Below are 19,855 nucleotides of genomic sequence, written 5' to 3' on the forward strand. Positions count from 1 at the left end.
ACTTTTGTAAGCCTCAATTTTGTATCTTTGTTCAAGCGTTAAATGTCCCATCCTTTTTTGTAGTGTAGTGACCACAAAATAAGGTGATTTTTTTTCGCCAACCAAGGGAAGTGTTTTGCCCCTGGGGAAAAACACTTCCCTTGGTTATTTTAAATGCTGTTGCATTTATTAGTTGAATCTAAGCCTTTGAAATTTGTCGAAGCTTAAAAATTGTTCTATGAGTTGTTTTCTAATTTTTAATTCCATAATTTCGTAATATTCAATTAAAATAAAATATGAAGAATAAAATTTTAATTAGCTCATTAGCTTTCTCATTAGTATTAGCTTCTTGTAATGAAAGAGTAGCAGATGAGATTCCAACAAATAAGTTGCAAAAAGAAAGTGTTATGTCTCACAGTATGAAAAAAGGAAGTGTTTCTTTTACCTTTAGATTAGGAAGAGTTTCCAAAAATTGTGCAGGACTTGGAATTTGTGAATTGTCTGCTTTAGGTGTAACCATTGTAGAAGGTCCTGTGAAAATTACTGTCACGCATAGTTTTGAAGAAGATGCGCCTGATTTTGAGTTAAAAGGAACTTATAAACTTAATTCTACGGAAGAACTCGAAGGACTTGAAGATACTACATTTTATGTTGATCAGGATTTTTATTCTACAGATGGGGACGGAGATAAATACATTTTTCATAAGGGTGAGTATAATTTTGACCCCACAATTGGAGAATTCGGTGGTTATGCAATTAGTGTTTCGAAATTATAATATAAATTATTAGCTTAAGGATTTTGAGAATGTTGTTTTTTTTGGGAAAAGCTAAATTTTTTATTGCTCTACTTTTACTCTGTTTCGTCAAAGTATTTTCTCAAACCCCCATTGAGAAGTGCAAACTGCCTGAGTCGCATTACAAAAACATTTATTCAGTAACGAGTGAGGATGTGAAATGTTTAGCAAAATTTTCTAACCAGCCTAATACACTTTTTTTTACTTTTGGGAGTTGGTGTGCACCTTGTATCTATCATATACCTACTTTTTTTTTAATTGGCGAAGTTTATAAAGTTGATCTTTATGTATTGTTGGTCGATAAAGAAAATCATCATTGGACAAAGGAGTCAAGAGACATGGTTTTGGAAACCTATCCTAATGCTAAGATTCTTGTTATTAATGACATAGAAGGTAAAGGAAAATCAAAGAAATACAAAAATTTTCTTACGAAGATAACACCAGCAAAACTTGAAAATATAGATGATATGTCAAAATATATCGTGTTGAACAAAGAAGGAGAAGTACAATTAGTTACTAATTACAAAGATTCCAAAAATGATCCTGATTGGAAAAGTGATAAACCAATGGTTAAAAGGATTGTTTTACCTTTATTAGAAAAGAAACTTATTGAAACAAAATAATAAAGCCATTAGAAAATTGTAAGTTAATAGTAATACAAAGCTCCACAGATTATTTGGAGTTTTTTTATGGAGAAAAGATAAGGATAATTCTTGTTTGCATTGTAAAAAATTTTAATAAAAAGAGTTTAGTACACGACAAAAAATACAATCAATTAAAAATCAATTAATTAAGTTCGATTTTAATTGTTTAAAAAGCTTATTTTCAGTATGCTAAAGTGTTATTTCCTAGGTAATGCTTAAAAAGAAAAAACCAGCTCAAGCTACGAAGATACGCTTTTCCGAGGATTGAAATCAAGCGGTTTTAATTTAGAAGACACTCATGTCACTCATTTAGATAGATTTGAAAGACTAATTCTTTTGGTAATTATAGCATTTGTTTGGTGTTATAAGATTGGGGATTACATTGATAGCAGCATTAAACCGATCAAAATTAAAAAACACGGAAGCAGAACTGTAAGCATCTTCAGGTACGGATTGAACTATTTGTCAAGAACAATGATTACCAAAATTAACAATCTGAATATTGATGTATTAAAGTTTTTGTCGTGTACTAAAATTTTTTTTGTGAATAATATTTGCTTTCAATGGTTGAAAATTCCTACTTTTGCAACAGTAAAAATGATCAACTTGAACAGAAATTTTCAATATTATGTTGCTGATATCATCCAAAATATTGGGCATATATCATGCGCGAAAAAATAAAACAGGGCCGACAACTGAAAGATTGTCGGCTTTTTTATTGAAGTAAATTGACGGAAAAGTTTGAAATAAATCTATTTAAACCCAGTACCTTGTGACTGATCATCGCAAGGTACTTTTAACCCAGAAAAAGAATTTTTATGAGCAATACTTACAAATCTGCAGGTGTAGATAAAGAAGAAGGTTACAAAACCGTAGATAAAATAAAATCTGCTGTGGCAGAAACTCACAATAAAAATGTACTAAACAATTTGGGAAGCTTTGGAGCTTTCTACGAAATTGGTGGCTACAAAAATCCGGTGTTGGTTTCTGGAACCGACGGTGTTGGTACCAAACTGAAAATTGCTTTGGATACTAAAAACTACGGATCTATCGGGATTGACTGCTTTGCAATGTGTGCCAACGACATCCTATGTCACGGTGCCAAACCTTTGTTCTTTTTAGATTATCTGGCATGCGGTAAGTTGGAGTCCGAAGTGGCAGCAGAAATTGTGATGGGAATGGTGAAAGCTTGTAAAGACAACCAATGTGCATTGATCGGTGGCGAAACGGCCGAAATGCCGGGTATGTACCAACCGGGCGATTACGATGTTGCAGGATTTTGTGTAGGTATCGTAGAGAAAGATCAAGTAATTGACGGATCCAAAATAAAAAAAGGAAACAAAATTATTGCACTTCCAAGCTCTGGTTTTCACAGTAACGGATTCTCTTTGGTAAGAAAAATTTTCCCAGATTTTCATGAAGAGTTTGAAGGAAAACCCATCTTTGAAACCTTATTGGTTCCTACAAAACTATACTACAACGATGTTTTTAAATTGTTAGGCGAAATGTCCGTTTCCGGTATCGCACACATCACCGGCGGAGGAATTATCGAGAATATTCCAAGAATTATCCCTGAAGGTCTTTGTGCTGAAATCGTGACTTCGACCATTAAAGTTCCGACCATCATGCAAGAAATTGAAAAAAGAGGAAATATCGATCACATGGAAATGTTCGGTACCTTCAACATGGGTGTAGGTATGGTTGTTGTCGTTGATGAAAGCCTTGCTTCTAAAGTTACAGAACTTATTCCTGATGCCTACGAAATTGGGGTAATCACTGAACATTCTGAAAAAATAAATCTTTTGTAATAAAACGATATACCTTCCGTGCGTTTCTATAATGTGCGGATGGTTTTTATAGGATACACATGAAAAACATTGTTGTTTTGGTTTCTGGTGGAGGTACCAATTTGCAAAGAATCATCGATACCATAAAGTCTAACGAAATTGCAAATGCACAAGTATCGCTTGTCGTTGCAGATAGAGATTGTTACGGGTTGCAAAGAGCAGAAAATGAAGGGATTAAAAATAAAATGATCCCAAGAGGGAAAAATTTCTGTGAACTTCTAGAAAAAGAAATTCCGGAAAATGTGGATCTCATAGTTCTTGCAGGATTTTTATCCATCATGACACAGGATTTTTGCCAAAAATTTGAAGATAAAATCATCAACATACATCCGGCATTGTTGCCAAAATTTGGTGGTAAAGGAATGTGGGGAATGCATGTACACAACGCTGTAATCGCAGCAGACGAGAAGACGAGTGGAGCAACCGTACATTTTGTAACTGCCGGTGTAGACGAGGGAGAAATTATACTACAAGGCAAAGTCGATATTTCTGAAAACGATACCCCAGAATCTTTAGCAGAAAAAATACACAGTGTAGAATACGATATTTTTCCGAAAGCAATCAATATCGTACTTCAAAATAAGTAAATCAAAAGTAAATTTAATAAAAAGAAAAAATGAGCAAAAAACGAGTTTTAATCTCCGTTTCCGATAAATCGGGATTAGTAGAATTCGCACAATTTTTAGAAAGCAACCACTACGAATTAATTTCTACAGGAGGGACTTTTAAACATTTGAAAGAAGCAGGACTTCATCCAATTCAGATCGACGAGGTAACTGCTTTCCCAGAAATGTTGGACGGTAGAGTAAAAACCCTACACCCGATGGTACACGGTGGCTTGTTGGCGGTAAGAGACAATGAAGAGCACATGCAAACCGTACAACAACACGGTATTGGATTGATTGACATGGTGATTGTAAACCTTTATCCGTTTTTTGATAATGTCAATAAAGACATCTCTCTCGAAGATAAAATTGAATTTATCGACATCGGTGGACCTTCAATGCTTCGCTCTGCGGCTAAAAATTTCAAATCGGTAACCGTAATTACCAATGTGGAAGATTACTCAAAAGTAATGGACGAAATGAAAGCTTCAGGCGACTCCACTTACGAAACGAGAAAAATATTAGCCGGTAAAGTATTCAACTTGACTTCTGCCTATGATGCAGCAATCTCTCAAATGCTTTTGGATGAAGAATATCCTCAGTATTTGAATGCTTCTTACAAAAAAGTTTCTGACCTTAGATACGGAGAAAATCCACATCAATCTGCGGCATACTATGTTTCTACAACAGAAAATGGAGCCATGAAAGATTTTGAAATCTTGGGCGGTAAAGAGCTTTCTTTCAACAACCTAAGAGATATGGATCTTTGTTGGAAAGTGGTGAACGAATTCAAAAACGAAATGGCTTGTTGCGCTGTAAAACATTCCACACCTTGTGGTGTTGCAGTCGGTAATACGGCTTTGGACACCTACAAAGATGCCTTCAATTGCGATCCAATTTCAATTTTTGGTGGTATTGTAGCCATGAATTATAAAATAGATGCTGCAACGGCTGAAGAGCTGAACAAAACTTTCCTAGAAATTGTTATGGCTACAGACTTCGATGCAGATGCTGTGGAAATCCTTAAAACCAAAAAGAATTTAAGAATCATCAAAATCAAAAATTCTGTTGCCGACAATCAAACTTGGGTAAAAATTGATGGTGCTCTTTTGCTACAAAATACAGACAATCAGTTTTCCAATGACATCAAATGCGCTACCGAAGTTGCACCAACAACAGAGCAAGAAAAAGCATTGCTGTTTGCACAAAGAGTGGTAAAATATGTTAAATCCAATGCCATTGTTGTTTCCAATGGAACACAAGCTTTAGGAATCGGCGGTGGACAGGTGAACAGAATTTGGGCAACTCAACAGGCGATTGAAAGAGCCAAAGAAAAATTCACCGGAGATTTGGTACTGGCTTCAGATGCCTTTTTCCCTTTCCGAGATGTGGTCGATTTCTGCGCTCAAGAAGGTATCAAAGCAATCATCCAACCCGGAGGCTCCATGAGAGACCAAGACAGCGTTGATGCTTGTAACGAATATAAAATCCCATTGTTAATAACGGGAATGAGACATTTCTTACATTAATTTTTTCATATAAAAATTGTTTGGGCTACTTCATTTCTTTGGAGTAGCTTTTTTATTTTTTATCTTTGAACCTTATCAAACAGAAATCAAGTTTTTACGATATGAAATTAAAATCCACCGTGGTCGCTGTCGCTGCAACTTCACTGTTAAATGCACAACAGGTCATGACCCCAGAAAAATTATGGACACTCAATAAGTTTTCGGTTTCGGCAGTAGCTCCGGATCACTCTTCACTCATCTATCAAGTGGGTACGGTCGATCTAAAAACCGAAAAAACAAAAAAGAAAAATTATTTACTTGGCTTAAAGGATAACGCCACAAAATCTTTTGATTTGGGCAAAAAATCCCTGATCCAATGGGACAAAAACGGAATCTATGCATTGGAAGATGGTAAAATTTATATTTCTAAAGATGGCGGAACTTCGTGGACCGAATTTTATACCATTGGTGAAGTCGATAACATTATCATATCTCCGGATGCTAAAAAAATAGCATTCAGTAAAGCCGTGTTGGTGGAAGATGTGATGGGAACCAACAAATACAAAGACCTCCCTAAAAATACTGCTCAGGTCTATCACGACCTTAACATCCGCCATTGGGATACTTGGAACAAAGGAGAATACAGCCATGTATTTGTAGTCAATACCGACCAAGCTGTAGAAACGGCAAAAGATCTTTTGGCTGGAGAAAAATTCGATTGCCCACAAAAACCTCACGGCGGAAGCGAAGACTTTGTTTGGAGCCCAGACTCTTCTCAATTGTTGTATGTAACCAAGAAAAAATCCGGTGCCGAGTACGCTCAGAGTACCAACACCGACATCTATGTTTACTCCCTTTCTAATGGTAAAACTGAAAATATTTCTGAAGGAATGATGGGCTATGATGTTAATCCTAAATTCTCTCCGGACGGAAAATCTTTACTTTGGCAAAGCATGGCTCACGATGGATACGAGTCGGATAAAAATGATATTATCCTGATGGATTGGAAGTCCAAAACCAAAAAAAACCTGACCAAAAATTGGAACGAAACCGTAAGTGGAGAAACTTTTTGGAGCAACGATTCCAAGATGGTTTATTATAACGCCGCTATCCGAGGTACCGTTCAGCTATTTTCTTTAAATCCTAAAAATTCGGAGATTAAACAAATCACAAACGGCCAGTTTGATGTGGCTGGAATAATTGGACAAAATCAAAACAATTTACTCATCACCAGAACGGACATTAACCACAGTCCGGATCTTTTTTCGGTTTCTTTAAAAGACGGATCCATGGTACAGGTTACCGACATCAACAAGGAAAATTATGCACAAATTACTCCAGGAAAATCCGAACTGAAAATGGTGAAAACTTCGGACGGAAAAGAAATGGGAGTATGGTTTCATTACCCTCCGAACTTTGATCCGAACAAAAAATATCCGGCTTTGTTGTACTGTCAGGGCGGTCCACAATCGGCACTTTCACAATTTTTCTCCATTCGATGGAATTTTGCACTCATGGCAGCCAACGATTATATCGTAGTTGCACCCAACCGTAGAGGGATGCCGGGTTGGGGAGTAGAGTGGAATGCCGCCATTTCCAAAGATTGGGGAGGACAACCGATGAAAGATTATCTTTCCGCAGCCGATTTTGCAAAAACCTTACCCTATGTTGATGGGGACAGAATGGGTGTTGTAGGTGCCAGTTATGGCGGGTACAGCGTTTATATGTTGGCCGGAATTCATGAAAATCGTTTCAAAACTTTTATTGCCCACAACGGATTGTTTGATATGAAATCCTGGTACGGAACGACGGAAGAATTGTTTTTTGCCAATTGGGATCTGGGTGGAAGCTATTGGCAGAAGCCACAACCTAAGGCGTACACCGAATTTAATCCGTCCAATTTTGTAGATAAATGGAACAAACCGATGATGATCATCCAAGGAGGGATTGATTTCCGTGTGCCGTATGAACAAGGACAACAGGCATTCCAAGCAGCTCGATTGAGAGGTCTTAATGCTAAGTTTTTGTATTTCCCGAACGAAAACCATTGGGTATTGCACCCACAAAACGGTCTGGTTTGGCAAAGGGAATTTTTCGAATGGTTGAAAGAAACTCTTTAACGAAAAATTCAAAAAAGTCATCTCAGTTGGGATGACTTTTTTGTTTGTTATTTATCTAAAAATAAAACCAGAAATAACCATAATAATCAATCTTACAATGGTGTAAAGGATTATTAACCAAATGATAAAGTTTAAAATAACAGAATATTTATCATTTAAAAATTTATTGAAAAAGACATGGGTGTATCCAACGAGTTTCATGAAAATATCAGTCTTTTCTTCTTCAATATTATCTTCGTACTGTATGAGTGTATTTATAATTTTTTCTGTTTGCAGGATGTATCTTTCGTAGTAATAATAAAGCCAAATTTTACAGCTTAAGTAAAGAGCAATACTTCCTGTGAAAAGAATTATCAAAAACATAATCATGAAAGGATTGAAATTACTAGGGTTTAGTACATTATTATTCTGAAATATAATAACAATCTCCCCAAAAAGTATGGGTAAAAATGAAATATAATAACTCTTATACAAAACGATATTGTTATTTAAATCATATTTAAGTTCCATAAGATGATGGTAGGTTTTTAAGTTTTTCTCTGATATTTTTTTGTAGAGTCTATAGAACTGTAAATAGTAATACGATATTAAAACTAAAGAAACAACAAGAAGAACCAAAGAATAAAAAAGAGTAATGGGATTGTCAATTTTTTCTACGAAAAAAAATATCAAAAAAGGTATGATAAAAAGAAGGGAATAAAATTCCATTTTCATATTTGTTTTCACTTTGTCCAATGGAGAAAACAATCTGGTTTTTTGCTCTAAATTTATTTCAGGTTCGTTTTCTTGGGGTGTTTCTTTCCAAATATTTTTAAGAGTATCGATGTCCATAATGTAATTATTTTGAAATTAATTCTTTTAGTTTTTGTTTTGCTCTGTTTAGTTTTACCCTCGCATTCACTTCGCTTATTCCCATATTTTCAGCAATTTCTTTTCCCGAATAATCTTCTAGGTAATAAAATATGATGGCTTTTTCTATTGGGTTAAGTTCGTGTATGGCTTTGTACATTTTAGATATTTGTTCTTCTTTTTGGTCGGTTGAAAAATCTATTGGATGCCTTAGATTTTCTAATTCTTCAATCGGACTGATAAACGGTGTTCTTTTTTCCTTTTTTAAAGAAATTATTGCCGTATTAAGTGCTATTCTATACATCCAGGTCGAAAATTGACTTTTTCTTTCGAAACTTGGATAAGCCTTCCAAATCTGCAGTACAATTTCTTGGAAAAGATCTTCTTGATCTTCCCGATAATCCATATACATTTTAGAAATTTTGAAAAGAATACCTTTGTGCTTTTCTATTTTTATTAAAAAATCTTGTTCTACTTTTTTCAATTTGAAAATTTACTTTTTAAAGGTTAGTTATGAAAAGTCAATAATGTTACAATTATTTGTTAAAAACATCAGATTTCTTATATTCTTTCTCAAATCCATTTTATCTTTTAGAATTTCGCCTAATAATTAATAAGAAAAACACAAATTTTATGAAATTATATAAATTCAAATTTGTATAAGCTATAATTTTTGATGAAAATTAATTAATTATTTTTATCGAATCAAAAGAAAATTCATTAATAATTATTCTTTTCCCGAACAAGTTTGAATATTCGGAAAATACACAATCCATAGGTTATAAAAAAATAATAATTAGTATTTTTGTAGCATATCCAATTTGTTATGCAAACAACTTACATAGAAACTCAACAAATCTCATTTCAAGATTTTAAAGAACAAATTTTAGCAGACTACCGATTGGGGAGAATCTCTCGTGAGATGTCTCTTTTGGGCAGAAGAGAAGTATTAACAGGTAAAGCCAAATTCGGTATTTTTGGCGATGGTAAAGAATTGCCTCAATTGGCATTGTCCAAAGTCTTCAGAAATGGTGACTGGAGATCCGGTTACTACAGAGACCAAACCATTGCTTTGGCGATCGGTGCATTGACTGTTGAGAGTTTTTATGCACAGTTGTATGCCGATACCTCTGCAGAAAGAGAACCTGCATCTGCAGGTAGACAGATGAACGGTCACTATGCCACCAGAACTTTGAACGAAGACGGAAGCTGGAAAAATCTAGCTCAACTTAAAAATATTTCATCCGATATTTCCCCAACAGCAGGGCAAATGCCAAGATTGTTAGGTCTTGCTCAGGCTTCTAAAGTTTTTAAAGAAGTAGCGTTTGAGGGTAAAGAAAATTTCACCAACAACGGTAACGAAATTGCTTTCGGAACCATTGGTGATGCATCTTCTGCTGAAGGTCATTTTTGGGAAACATTAAATGCAGCTTGTGCCTTACAAGTCCCGATGATCGTTTCTATCTGGGACGATGGTTACGGAATTTCCGTACCTACAAAAAACCAAAGAGCAAAAGCAGATATAGCAGAAATGCTTTCCGGTTTCCAAAGAAAAGACGGCGAAAACCAAGGCTGCGAAATTATACAAGTAAAAGCTTGGGATTACGCTGCTCTGCTAGAAGCGTATGCCAAAGCCGAACATTTTGCAAGAACAGAATCTGTGCCTGTTGTGGTGCATGTGATAGAGGTTACCCAACCTCAAGGACATTCTACTTCCGGTTCTCACGAAAGATACAAATCTGCTGAAAGATTGCAGTGGGAAGCCGATTTTGACGGTTTGGTGAAATTCAAAGAGTGGATTCTGAATTATTCTGTGGAAATTGAAGGCAAAGAAGAAGTTTTGGCCACTGCAGAAGAATTGGATGCCATAGAAAACGAAGCTAAAAAAACGGTAAAAGACGGTCAGAAGAAAGCTTGGGACAGTTATCAATCGACCATTACCGAACTTAAAAATAAAATTCTTCCTTTGGTGGAAGCGTTGGCTCCCCAAAACTCTGAAGTAAGTGAAGAATTAAACAATTTCAAAAAAATCATTTCTGTAGGGAAAAGAGATGTTTTTTCTTTAGCAAGAAAATCGTTGCTGCTAACAAGAGCCAACAAAACTGCAGAGAGAAACGCCTTGCAACTGGCACTACAAGAAGTATTCGCAATTGAAGAAGACAATTATTCTTCACATCTTTATTCTCAATCTCAATGGAAATCTTCCGAAGTGAAAATGGTAGATCCCATCTATTCAGAAAATTCCGAAGAGGTCGATGGTAGAGTAGTCATCAGAAATAATTTTGATAAAATTTTTGAAAAATATCCACAAACTCTCATTTTTGGTGAAGATGCCGGAAATATTGGCGATGTAAACCAAGGATTGGAAGGAATGCAAGAAAAATACGGAGAAACTCGTGTTGCTGATACCGGAATCCGTGAGGCAACCATCCTTGGACAAGGTATTGGTATGGCAATGAGAGGGTTGAGACCCATCGCCGAAATCCAATATTTAGATTATATTTTATACTGTTTGCAAGGGATGAGTGACGATTTGGCAACCGTACATTACAGAACCAAAGGCGGCCAAAAAGCTCCATTGATCATCAGAACCAGAGGTCATCGCTTGGAAGGTATTTGGCATTCGGGATCACCAATGGCAGGGATTATCAACCTTTCCAAAGGGATTTTGGTATTGGTACCAAGAAACTTAACCAAAGCTGCCGGTTTCTACAACACCATGTTGCAAAGTGATGAACCGGCTCTAATTGTTGAATGCTTGAACGGGTACCGTCTAAAAGAAAAACAACCGGATAACATTGGAGAATTTACCGTACCTGTGGGTAAAATTGAAGTAACCAAAGAAGGAAAAGATGTGACTCTTGTGACTTACGGATCGACTTGGAGAATAGTTACCGAAGCTGCCAACGAATTAGAAAAAATCGGCATTTCTGCAGAAGTGATTGATATTCAATCATTAATCCCATTCGATTTGTCCAACGAAATTGCTGAAAGTGTGAAGAAAACCAATAGATTGGTTGTGATAGATGAAGATGTAGAAGGAGGTACTTCGGCATTTATTATGCAACAAATTTTGGAAAAACAAAAAGCTTTCCGTTACTTGGACAGCGATCCTATAACCATGTCTGCAAAAAATCACAGACCTGCCTATGCTAGTGATGGTGACTATTTCAGTAAGCCTTCTGCAGATGATATTGTAGAAAAGGTGTATGAAATGTTGTACGAAACCAACCCTACAAAATTTCCTAAAATTTAATTTATTTAAATAATCAATTCCAAAAGGCTGCTTGGTACTCCAACAGCCTTTTGATTTTAAAATAGTCAAATAAAAAGAAATGAAAATATTAATGGTGTGCCTAGGAAATATTTGTAGAAGTCCTTTGGCAGAAGGAATAATGAAAACCAAAGTTCCTCAAGATTTTTTTGTAGATTCGGCCGGGACCATTGCTTTGCATAAAGGAGAGCATCCCGACGAACGATCCATAGAAGTTGCCAAGCAACACCATGTCGACATCAGCAAACAAAAATCAAGACTTGTGACAACGGCAGATTTGGATCAATTCAATTTCATTTTTTGTATGGACAAAAGCAACCTGAACGATGTATTGTCTTTGGCAAAAACCCAAGAACAAAAAAACAAAATATCTTTGATTATGCCCGATGGATCCAATGTTCCGGATCCGTATTATGGAGGCATACAAGGTTTTGAAAATGTTTTTAGAATGTTGGATGAAGCCTGTACACAAAGAGCCGAAGAAATATTATCTTTTTAATTCTTATCCCAATTTTTAATTATGCTATTTCTAATACCCGCCTATTTATCAGACGAAACCTCAATTGAACATTTTGCTCCAGTAATTAAAGAGTACATCCTAAAAACGGATTATTTTTTTGTGGAAAACGAAAAAACAGCAAGAAAAGTAGTGAAGTTTTTTTGTCCTGAAAAAAAACAAAGCGAATTGAAATTGTTTTTATTGGACAAATATTCTGAAACCGCAGATTTAAAAGAAGCTCAGCACCTGATGAAACAAGGTCAAGATTTTGGACTTTTATCCGAAGCGGGACTTCCTTGCATTGCCGATCCTGGAAATATTATGGTAAGCTGGTGCCATGAAAACGACATAAAAGTGATCCCCATCAACGGACCTAGTTCAATCATCTTAGCACTGATAGCCAGTGGTTTCAACGGGCAAGAGTTTTCTTTCAACGGCTATCTTCCTATCGATCAATCGGCCAGGAAACAGAAAATTCAGTTTTTGGAATCTCAAGTTCAAAAATCAGGATATTCACAAATTTTTATGGAAACTCCGTACCGAAATAATCAATTAATAGAATCTTTGATTAAATTTTTGAATCCACAGACCAAACTCTGCATTGCATCCAACATCAACCACCCAACAGAAGAAAAAATTAGGACTCTGAAAATTGCTGAATGGCAAAAAATAAAACCCGATTTTCATAAAATCCCAACGGTATTTGTTTTGGGTCGGTAATTAGAGCCCGCTAAAACTTTATTTTTAAAACTCAAAATTCATCTAAATATCTTTACAAAAAATCGAGATATAAAATTTAAACAGTTTCTTAAAAAATAAACCAAAAAAATACTCCTTTATGTATTTTATATATTCATAAAGGAGTATAGAGGTTTAACAAATATATTTTGGACTTCAAAATTACATCATATTATTAAAATTTTCTTAAAATACTCATTCAATTTCTCAATTGAGGTAGATTGATTTATGGAATAATTCTATCCAAAACCCATTCAATCATATTTTTTTCAGATTGATGGTGGTCTGCAGAAAACTCGCCTCTTCGTCTGTTGGCGATAACACAGTTTACGGTAATGGCTTTATGGCCTAATAATTTGGCCAAGCCATAGATGGCAGAAGTTTCCATTTCGAAATTGGAAACTCCAAGGTCATTCAGGGTTTCTAGGAATTGATCGTCCAAAGCTTTTAGTCGTAGTTGTCGACCTTGAGGTGCATAAAAACCCGGAAAAGTTGCGGTGTTTCCGTAGTATTTGGCATCTTTGTAATAATCGGAAATTTCTTCTGCCCAATCGGAAAAATAAAGCATGGGTTTTATTTTCTCGTAAGGAAATTTAGACAAAAAATTCTTAGAAAATTCATTCTCAAATTGATAATCTTGATAAAAGTGGAGTAGTCCGTCCAGTCCAACCACATTTTGTGTCACCAACATATTGTCCACCTCGATATCCGGATTTACACTTCCACAAGTACCCATACGGAAAAGTTGAAGAGATTTTTTCTCCGTTTTGAATTCTTTATTTTTCAAGTCAATATTGACCAACGCATCCAACTCGTTCATCACGATATCGATGTTTTCAGTACCGATACCTGTGGACATTACGGTTATTCTTTCGCCTCTTAAAATTCCGGTGTGGGTATAAAATTCTCTTTTATTTTTTTTAATTTCAACGACATCAAAATATTTAGAAACTCGAGGGACACGATCCGGATCGCCCACCAGCATAATTTTTTCGCCGATGTCTTCTGGCAAAAGATTTAAGTGATATACACTGCCATCGTCATTCAATACCAATTCGGATGCTGCTAATTTTTGTATCATATTGTTTTTTTTGTTAAAAGGACAACAAATTTAGTCTAAATTTTAAGAATTAAGCAATATTTCAGACCTTTTTGAAAAGTAGAGTCAAGATTGGTATCAATCACATTACTTTGACCTGTTTTATGAAAAATTCATATTAAAATTTAAAATTATTGACATTAAATTTATTAATTCTCTTACTTTTGTTCGTCCAAATCCAGGTTTATGAAGAAAATATATCTTTCAATTTGTTTATTTCCGTCTTTATTATGGTCGCAAATCCCGGCAGGATACTACAACGGTACTGCCGGTCTGACAGGTTTTCAGCTGAAGACTAAAGTTCATGAAATCATCTCTAAAAATTACAATTGGCATTACGGAGATTTACCCAATTATTACGGCGTAACCGACTTGGACAAATATTATGAAAATGACAACAGTATTTTGGACATCTATTCGGAAAAGCCATCCGGTACAGACGCATACAGTTATACCACAAGTAATATGATTGGAACTGCAAGTGCCGAGGGACAAGGCTATAACCGAGAACACATGATGCCACAAAGTACCTTCTTTTCGGAATATCCAATGTATTCGGATTTATTTTTTGTGGTTCCTACAGATGCCAGAATCAATCAGTTGAGAAGCAATTATCCGTACGGGATTTCTACAACAACTCCGTCCAATGTGTATTATACTTTTACCAACGGATCCAAAATTGGTAAAAATTCGGACACATCGTATTACACCGGCAGGGTGTATGAGCCGATTGACGAGTTCAAAGGCGATGTAGCCCGTGCCATGCTGTATTTTGCCGTTCGATACGAAGGTAAATTATCGTCCTTTAATTTTTTTCCAGGATCCACCAATGCCAACGATACCAACCCCTTGAGTGGGACAGAAGAAAAAGCTTTTGATGCTTGGTACTTGAATCTGATGCTTCAATGGCACAATCAAGATCCGGTTTCTACACGAGAAATTGACCGAAACAACTTGGTGTACGGTATACAAAAGAATAGAAATCCATTTATCGATCATCCAGATTGGGTCAATCTAATTTGGAGCCAAACTCCCAGTACAATTGCTCCATCTGCACCTCAAAATGTTGTGGCTTCTAATGTCAACTCTCATTTTATAGAGCTGAACTGGTCCCATACTTCACCAAGCGAAGCTATAGGATACAAAATTTTTGTTAACGGAAATTTCCACGGATACACCCACGATACCCATTATTTTGTAGATCATCTTCAGCCTTCAACAGCGTATTCTATAACCGTGAAAGCGTATAACAATTCTTATTTAGAATCTACAGAAGCATTGGTAAATGCCAATACAACGGCTTCGGATGCATTTGCAAAAGACCTGAAAATTACCAAATACATAGAAGGTACAACAAGCTCTACGAATTCAGTCTTCAACAACGCCATAGAAATTACCAATCAGACCGGACACGAAGTTAATTTGGACGGATACAAATTGAATATTCAGAATTACAATTCGACGACAGCAACATATTATTTTTCTAATGCTTTTCAGTTAGAAGGTAAAATTGCCCAAGGAGAATCCTTTGTAGTCATCAATCCTTATTCTAATTTGACATGTTATACTTTAGATCAAGCTAAATTTGTGACCGCATCTACACCTCTTACTTTTACAGGTTCACAATATCTGGAATTGGCTTATAAAGGCAGTCCGATAGATGCAGTGGGCACTAAGAGCAGCTACAATACCAACAACAATGTTTCTTTATACAGGAAGTCAACTATACTACAACCTAACATCAATTTTGATTTGAATGAATGGCAAGCTTATCCCATGAACTATTGCGAAAACCTTGGAACCCTATCGTCTGAAGAAATAAAAACCAAGCAGCAAACAGAATATACTTTATATCCAAATCCTGTAACTGAAGGTTTATTGCATGTGAAAGGTGAAGAACTTTCTAAAATAAAAACGGTGAAAATATTTGATGCACATTTAGGCATGGTAAAAGAAATCTCACAGCCTTTCCAACAGAACAACCAATTGGAGGTAAATGATTTGAAAACAGGACTGTATTGGTTATTGATAGAAGGGAAAGCGATAAAGTTTATCAAAAAATAGAATACCAATCATTCTCTAAACCTTAAAATTGTTAAAATATTAATTGAAAAAAGCATTAGAATAAAACTTTTAATTATTAGTTATTTTCCTTATTTTTGCATCATGATTAACATCCAAATTGGATATCGTATCAAAAAAGGATCAACATTCCATTGTTGGATTTTAAATTGTCTGAAACCTCATATTTCAGAAAGTTTGACAACAGATAAATTGGTTGAGCATAAAAAAGTAAATCACATGAAAAAAACGGAGGTTTTTCTCATAAATAATGCAAAAGATTTCAAATGGATCGTGGAAGAAATTTTCATGATGGTTAAATACAACACAGGGGATTTTGCCCTAAAACAACTGCACCGGAATTGTATAAATTCCGGTCTTGTTATTTAAAATAGAATATAAAAATCAATAAAAAGTAAAAATGGAAAAAGGACAAATGCTCTACGAAGGGAAAGCGAAACAAGTTTTCGAAACCAACAATCCCCACGAAGTTATCGTACGATACAAAGACGATGCTACGGCCTTTAATGCACAAAAAAAAGGTCAGGTTGACAAAAAAGGAGAGTTGAACAACGCCATCTCTACCCTTATTTTCGAGTATCTTCAGGAGAAAGAAATCCCAACGCATTTTATCAAGCAACTTGATGAAAGAGAGCAATTGGTAAAAAAAGTAGATATTATCCCTTTAGAAATGGTGGTAAGAAATTATTCTGCAGGTTCTATGGCTCAGAGATTGGGTGTTGAAGAAGGTATAAAATCTCCAGTAACCATTTTTGATATTTGTTATAAAAAAGACGAATTAGGAGATCCATTAATCAACGATCACCACGCTGTTTTCTTGGGAGCTGCCACTTATGAAGAGTTGGATGAAATGTATGAATTGACCGATGTCATCAACGAGATCCTTATCGATCTTTTTGATAAAATGAACATCATCTTGGTTGATTTTAAAATTGAATTAGGAAAAACCCACGACGGAGAAATTGTACTGGCCGACGAAATCTCTCCAGATACTTGCAGACTTTGGGACAAAGATACCATGAAGAAATTGGACAAAGACCGTTTCAGAAGAGATCTAGGCGAAGTTACAGAAGCGTATGAAGAAATTTATAACCGTTTGAAAAAAGTATTGAACAAATAATTTCTTGTAAAATTACCCAATGAAAGATTTAGATCAGCATAGAGAAGATTATTTAAATCAATTTAAAAATCGTCCATACGGAAGAAACCTTCTTAGAAATCAAGAAGACGAACGATTGGACGCTCCTAATGAAGAATGTGGTATTTTCGGATTGTATTCCGAAGATAATTTGGATACCTTTTCCTTATCCCAATTCGGATTGTTTGCCCTGCAACACCGTGGACAAGAGGCTTGTGGTATCTCTGTTGCCAATAACGGAAAGATATACAATGTAAAAGACGAAGGATTGGTTTTGGATGTTTTCAAAGAAATCAAAGATCCTGAAACTTTTATGGGAAATACCGTAATTGGACACACCCGTTACAGTACGGCTGGAGATAAAAAGAAATACAATTTTCAACCGTTTTTTGCCAAAAACGAATACGACCAAATGGTGCTGTCCATAGCTCACAACGGCAACCTAACCAATGCTAAAAAACTAAAAGCAGAGCTGGAAGCAGAAGGCGTTGTATTCCGTGCAACTTCTGACTCTGAGGTTATACTAAGACTTATCCAGAAAAATTTGGACCTAGGACTTAGAGGCGCCATAAAAGCCACCATGGAAAAAATTGAAGGTGCGTATTCTGTTGTTGGAATTACACGAAATAAATTTTTTGCCTTTAGGGATTTCCACGGAATTCGACCTTTGGTGTTAGGAGCTATCGACGAGAAAACCTTTGTTGCGGCTTCTGAAAGCTGCGCCTTGGATGCAGTGGGTGCCCAGTATGTTAGAGACATCCTTCCGGGTGAGATTGTATACACCAGCGATAACGAAAAAGGCTTGAAATCCTACATGGTAAAAGACGATTGCAAAAGAAAAATTTGCTCTTTCGAGTACATTTATTTTGCAAGACCCGACTCGACCATGGAGAATATTAATGTACACGAGATCCGAGAAAAATCGGGTGAGAAAATCTGGGAACAAGCTCCTGTAAAAGCCGATATGGTTATTGGAGTTCCAGATTCTGGAGTCCCTGCAGCCATTGGATATTCCAAAGCTTCCGGCATTCCTTTCAGACCGGTTTTGATCAAAAACAGATACATCGGTAGAAGTTTTATCGTTCCTACTCAAGAAATGAGAGAGAGAATTGTAAACTTAAAACTAAATCCTATTGCTTCTGAAATAAAAGGCAAAAGTATTGTTATCATCGACGATTCTATCGTTCGAGGAACCACTTCTAAACGATTGGTGAAAATAATGAAAGAGGCAGGTGCTAAAGAAATTCACTTCAGAAGTGTTTCTCCACCTGTAATTGCTCCTTGTTATTTGGGGATAGACACACCTAATAAAGAGGATCTTATTGCTGCAAACATGACCAAAGAAGAACTTAGAGACTATTTGGATGTAGATTCTTTGGAGTTTTTGAGCGTGGAAAATCTCATTAAAATTTTAGGCTCTAGCGATCACTGTTTTGGATGTTTTACTGAAAAATATCCAGTGCCTAAAGGCGATGAATAATTGAAATTGTCTTAATTAATAATAAAAGTGTGATAAAGCGAAAGATTTATCACACTTTTTTATATTTTTGCTTTATGCGTTGGTTAAAAATTACACTGTTTATCACATTTTTATTGGCCGTATTGTATTCTATTTCCATGTATTTTGTGGAAGAAAGTAAAGTATTGGTCGTAGAAAAAGATATTTCTTATCCCATTGAAAAAGTATTTCCTCAGTTCGAGAATTTACAGAATTTTTCAGAGTGGAATGTTTATTTTTCAGAGGATAAAGAATTGGTTTACAGCTTTTTCTCACCCTACCAAGGACAAGGGAGCTCCATGGCTTTTTATAATAAAAAAGAGAACGATAAATCCGGAGAATTGTTTGTTCGATATGCCAATCCCAATAAAACAATTCGATATCAACTTTTTTTAGAAAATCAAGAAATGCCCTTTCTGATCGATGTGAAATTCAAAAAAGCATCTAATTTCATCACCAAAACCATTTGGACCATACATACCCCCAAGCAATCGTTTTTTAAAAGATCATTGAATTTTTTTGTTGAAAATTTTTCTGAAGATAACATCAATAAAAGCATGCAAAATCTTTCTACGATCATGAGCCGAAAAATTGTAAAAGACCAGTTGATGGCCAATATCAAATTGGACACCATTTTGGTAGAAAAATTACCCGCACAGATCCTATTGGGAGTGAGTATTAACACCAACAATAAAAAAGACAATTACCTGAAAAACATCATCATGAATCACAATAAAGTTACCAATTTTGTTAAGATTGATTTGGGTAAAAAGGAAGATGAATACGGACTTCCAGTGATGATCACAGAACCTTCGCAATTCAAAAACAAAGAAATTTCTTATTTCTATGGCATACCGGTTGCTTCAAAAGTTGGAGTTTCGGACAATAGTTTTAGTTTTAGAACTTTCAACGAAACTCAGGCATTGGTCATCTATTATAAAGGAAGTTTTGAAGGCCGTATGAGACCCATACAAATGTTGATGCAAAAGGCGAAAAAAGATACGATGAGAAATGGCGACTTAATAGAGTCTTTTATACAAGATCCTCAAGAAAATAAAGATTGTTTCATGAAAATAGCATTGCCTATTTATCGTTAAATATTTGCTTGAAAAAATCTTTATCAACTCGCAAATTATTTATACATTTGTGTTTTATTAAAAAAAATACTATTCTAAACAGAT

16 protein-coding genes are annotated in these 19,855 nt (G+C 35.5%); 13 read left to right on the forward strand and 3 right to left on the reverse strand.

Annotation, left to right across the window (positions count from 1 at the left end; translation table 11 throughout):
• The first annotated feature begins 275 nt into the window (after nucleotides 1–275).
• The 6 genes from EIY84_RS09400 (at nucleotide 276) to EIY84_RS09425 (ending at nucleotide 7,497) form a co-directional block, all read left to right on the forward strand.
• The gene (locus EIY84_RS09400; protein ID WP_124642534.1) at nucleotides 276–755 is read left to right on the forward strand and encodes a hypothetical protein; all 480 of its coding nucleotides are present in this window, start codon (nucleotides 276–278) and stop codon (nucleotides 753–755) included.
• A gap of 41 nt (nucleotides 756–796) precedes the next feature.
• Nucleotides 797–1,396 (forward strand): hypothetical protein, encoded by a 600-nt coding sequence (locus EIY84_RS09405; protein ID WP_124642536.1) that lies wholly within the window; start codon nucleotides 797–799, stop codon nucleotides 1,394–1,396.
• 839 nt (nucleotides 1,397–2,235) lie between these two features.
• On the forward strand, nucleotides 2,236–3,225 hold the full coding sequence (gene purM, locus EIY84_RS09410; protein ID WP_124642538.1) for a phosphoribosylformylglycinamidine cyclo-ligase: 990 nt from the start codon (nucleotides 2,236–2,238) through the stop codon (nucleotides 3,223–3,225).
• A 59-nt stretch (nucleotides 3,226–3,284) separates the two neighbouring features.
• Entirely contained in the window at nucleotides 3,285–3,851 is a 567-nt protein-coding gene (gene purN / locus EIY84_RS09415) for a phosphoribosylglycinamide formyltransferase (RefSeq protein WP_124642540.1), read from the forward strand.
• 29 nt (nucleotides 3,852–3,880) lie between these two features.
• Complete coding sequence (gene purH, locus EIY84_RS09420; protein ID WP_124642542.1) at nucleotides 3,881–5,398, forward strand: bifunctional phosphoribosylaminoimidazolecarboxamide formyltransferase/IMP cyclohydrolase; 1,518 nt, start codon at nucleotides 3,881–3,883, stop codon at nucleotides 5,396–5,398.
• 101 nt (nucleotides 5,399–5,499) lie between these two features.
• Nucleotides 5,500–7,497, forward strand: coding sequence for a S9 family peptidase (locus EIY84_RS09425; protein WP_124642544.1), 1,998 nt, complete (start codon nucleotides 5,500–5,502; stop codon nucleotides 7,495–7,497).
• 51 nt (nucleotides 7,498–7,548) lie between these two features.
• Here the strand turns inward: EIY84_RS09425 and EIY84_RS09430 are convergent, their stop codons facing one another.
• Both EIY84_RS09430 and EIY84_RS09435 read right to left on the reverse strand, forming a co-directional pair.
• Nucleotides 7,549–8,328, reverse strand: a complete 780-nt coding sequence (locus EIY84_RS09430; protein WP_124642546.1) for a hypothetical protein — start codon at nucleotides 8,326–8,328, stop codon at nucleotides 7,549–7,551.
• A gap of 7 nt (nucleotides 8,329–8,335) precedes the next feature.
• Complete coding sequence (locus tag EIY84_RS09435; RefSeq protein ID WP_124642548.1) at nucleotides 8,336–8,830, reverse strand: RNA polymerase sigma factor; 495 nt, start codon at nucleotides 8,828–8,830, stop codon at nucleotides 8,336–8,338.
• Between the two features lie 342 nt (nucleotides 8,831–9,172).
• On the opposite strand from EIY84_RS09435, the gene EIY84_RS09440 reads away from it, so the two are divergent.
• The 3 genes from EIY84_RS09440 to EIY84_RS09450 all read left to right on the forward strand — a co-directional run bounded on the left by EIY84_RS09440 (nucleotide 9,173) and on the right by EIY84_RS09450 (nucleotide 12,839).
• Nucleotides 9,173–11,602 (forward strand): alpha-ketoacid dehydrogenase subunit alpha/beta, encoded by a 2,430-nt coding sequence (locus tag EIY84_RS09440; RefSeq protein ID WP_124642551.1) that lies wholly within the window; start codon nucleotides 9,173–9,175, stop codon nucleotides 11,600–11,602.
• Nucleotides 11,603–11,681: 79 nt separating this feature from the next.
• Nucleotides 11,682–12,119 carry a low molecular weight protein-tyrosine-phosphatase gene (locus EIY84_RS09445; RefSeq protein WP_124642553.1) on the forward strand — a complete coding sequence of 146 codons (438 nt, stop codon included), beginning with the start codon at nucleotides 11,682–11,684 and terminating at the stop codon, nucleotides 12,117–12,119.
• Nucleotides 12,120–12,140: 21 nt separating this feature from the next.
• The gene (locus EIY84_RS09450) at nucleotides 12,141–12,839 is read left to right on the forward strand and encodes an SAM-dependent methyltransferase (RefSeq protein WP_124642555.1); all 699 of its coding nucleotides are present in this window, start codon (nucleotides 12,141–12,143) and stop codon (nucleotides 12,837–12,839) included.
• Between the two features lie 244 nt (nucleotides 12,840–13,083).
• Here EIY84_RS09450 and EIY84_RS09455 read toward each other — a convergent pair whose 3' ends face one another.
• Nucleotides 13,084–13,938 (reverse strand): nucleoside phosphorylase, encoded by an 855-nt coding sequence (locus EIY84_RS09455; RefSeq protein ID WP_124642557.1) that lies wholly within the window; start codon nucleotides 13,936–13,938, stop codon nucleotides 13,084–13,086.
• A 204-nt stretch (nucleotides 13,939–14,142) separates the two neighbouring features.
• Here EIY84_RS09455 and EIY84_RS09460 point away from each other — a divergent pair, with 204 nt between their 5' ends.
• The 4 genes from EIY84_RS09460 (at nucleotide 14,143) to EIY84_RS09475 (ending at nucleotide 19,771) form a co-directional block, all read left to right on the forward strand.
• On the forward strand, nucleotides 14,143–16,020 hold the full coding sequence (locus EIY84_RS09460; RefSeq protein ID WP_124642559.1) for an endonuclease: 1,878 nt from the start codon (nucleotides 14,143–14,145) through the stop codon (nucleotides 16,018–16,020).
• Nucleotides 16,021–16,438: 418 nt separating this feature from the next.
• On the forward strand, nucleotides 16,439–17,158 hold the full coding sequence (gene purC, locus EIY84_RS09465; protein ID WP_164472034.1) for a phosphoribosylaminoimidazolesuccinocarboxamide synthase: 720 nt from the start codon (nucleotides 16,439–16,441) through the stop codon (nucleotides 17,156–17,158).
• A 19-nt stretch (nucleotides 17,159–17,177) separates the two neighbouring features.
• Nucleotides 17,178–18,656 carry an amidophosphoribosyltransferase gene (gene purF / locus EIY84_RS09470; protein ID WP_124642561.1) on the forward strand — a complete coding sequence of 493 codons (1,479 nt, stop codon included), beginning with the start codon at nucleotides 17,178–17,180 and terminating at the stop codon, nucleotides 18,654–18,656.
• Between the two features lie 74 nt (nucleotides 18,657–18,730).
• Complete coding sequence (locus EIY84_RS09475) at nucleotides 18,731–19,771, forward strand: SRPBCC family protein (RefSeq protein WP_124642563.1); 1,041 nt, start codon at nucleotides 18,731–18,733, stop codon at nucleotides 19,769–19,771.
• The last annotated feature ends 84 nt before the right edge of the window (nucleotides 19,772–19,855 follow it).

The organism is Amniculibacterium aquaticum (assembly GCF_003852705.1).
Lineage (GTDB): Bacteria > Bacteroidota > Bacteroidia > Flavobacteriales > Weeksellaceae > Amniculibacterium > Amniculibacterium aquaticum.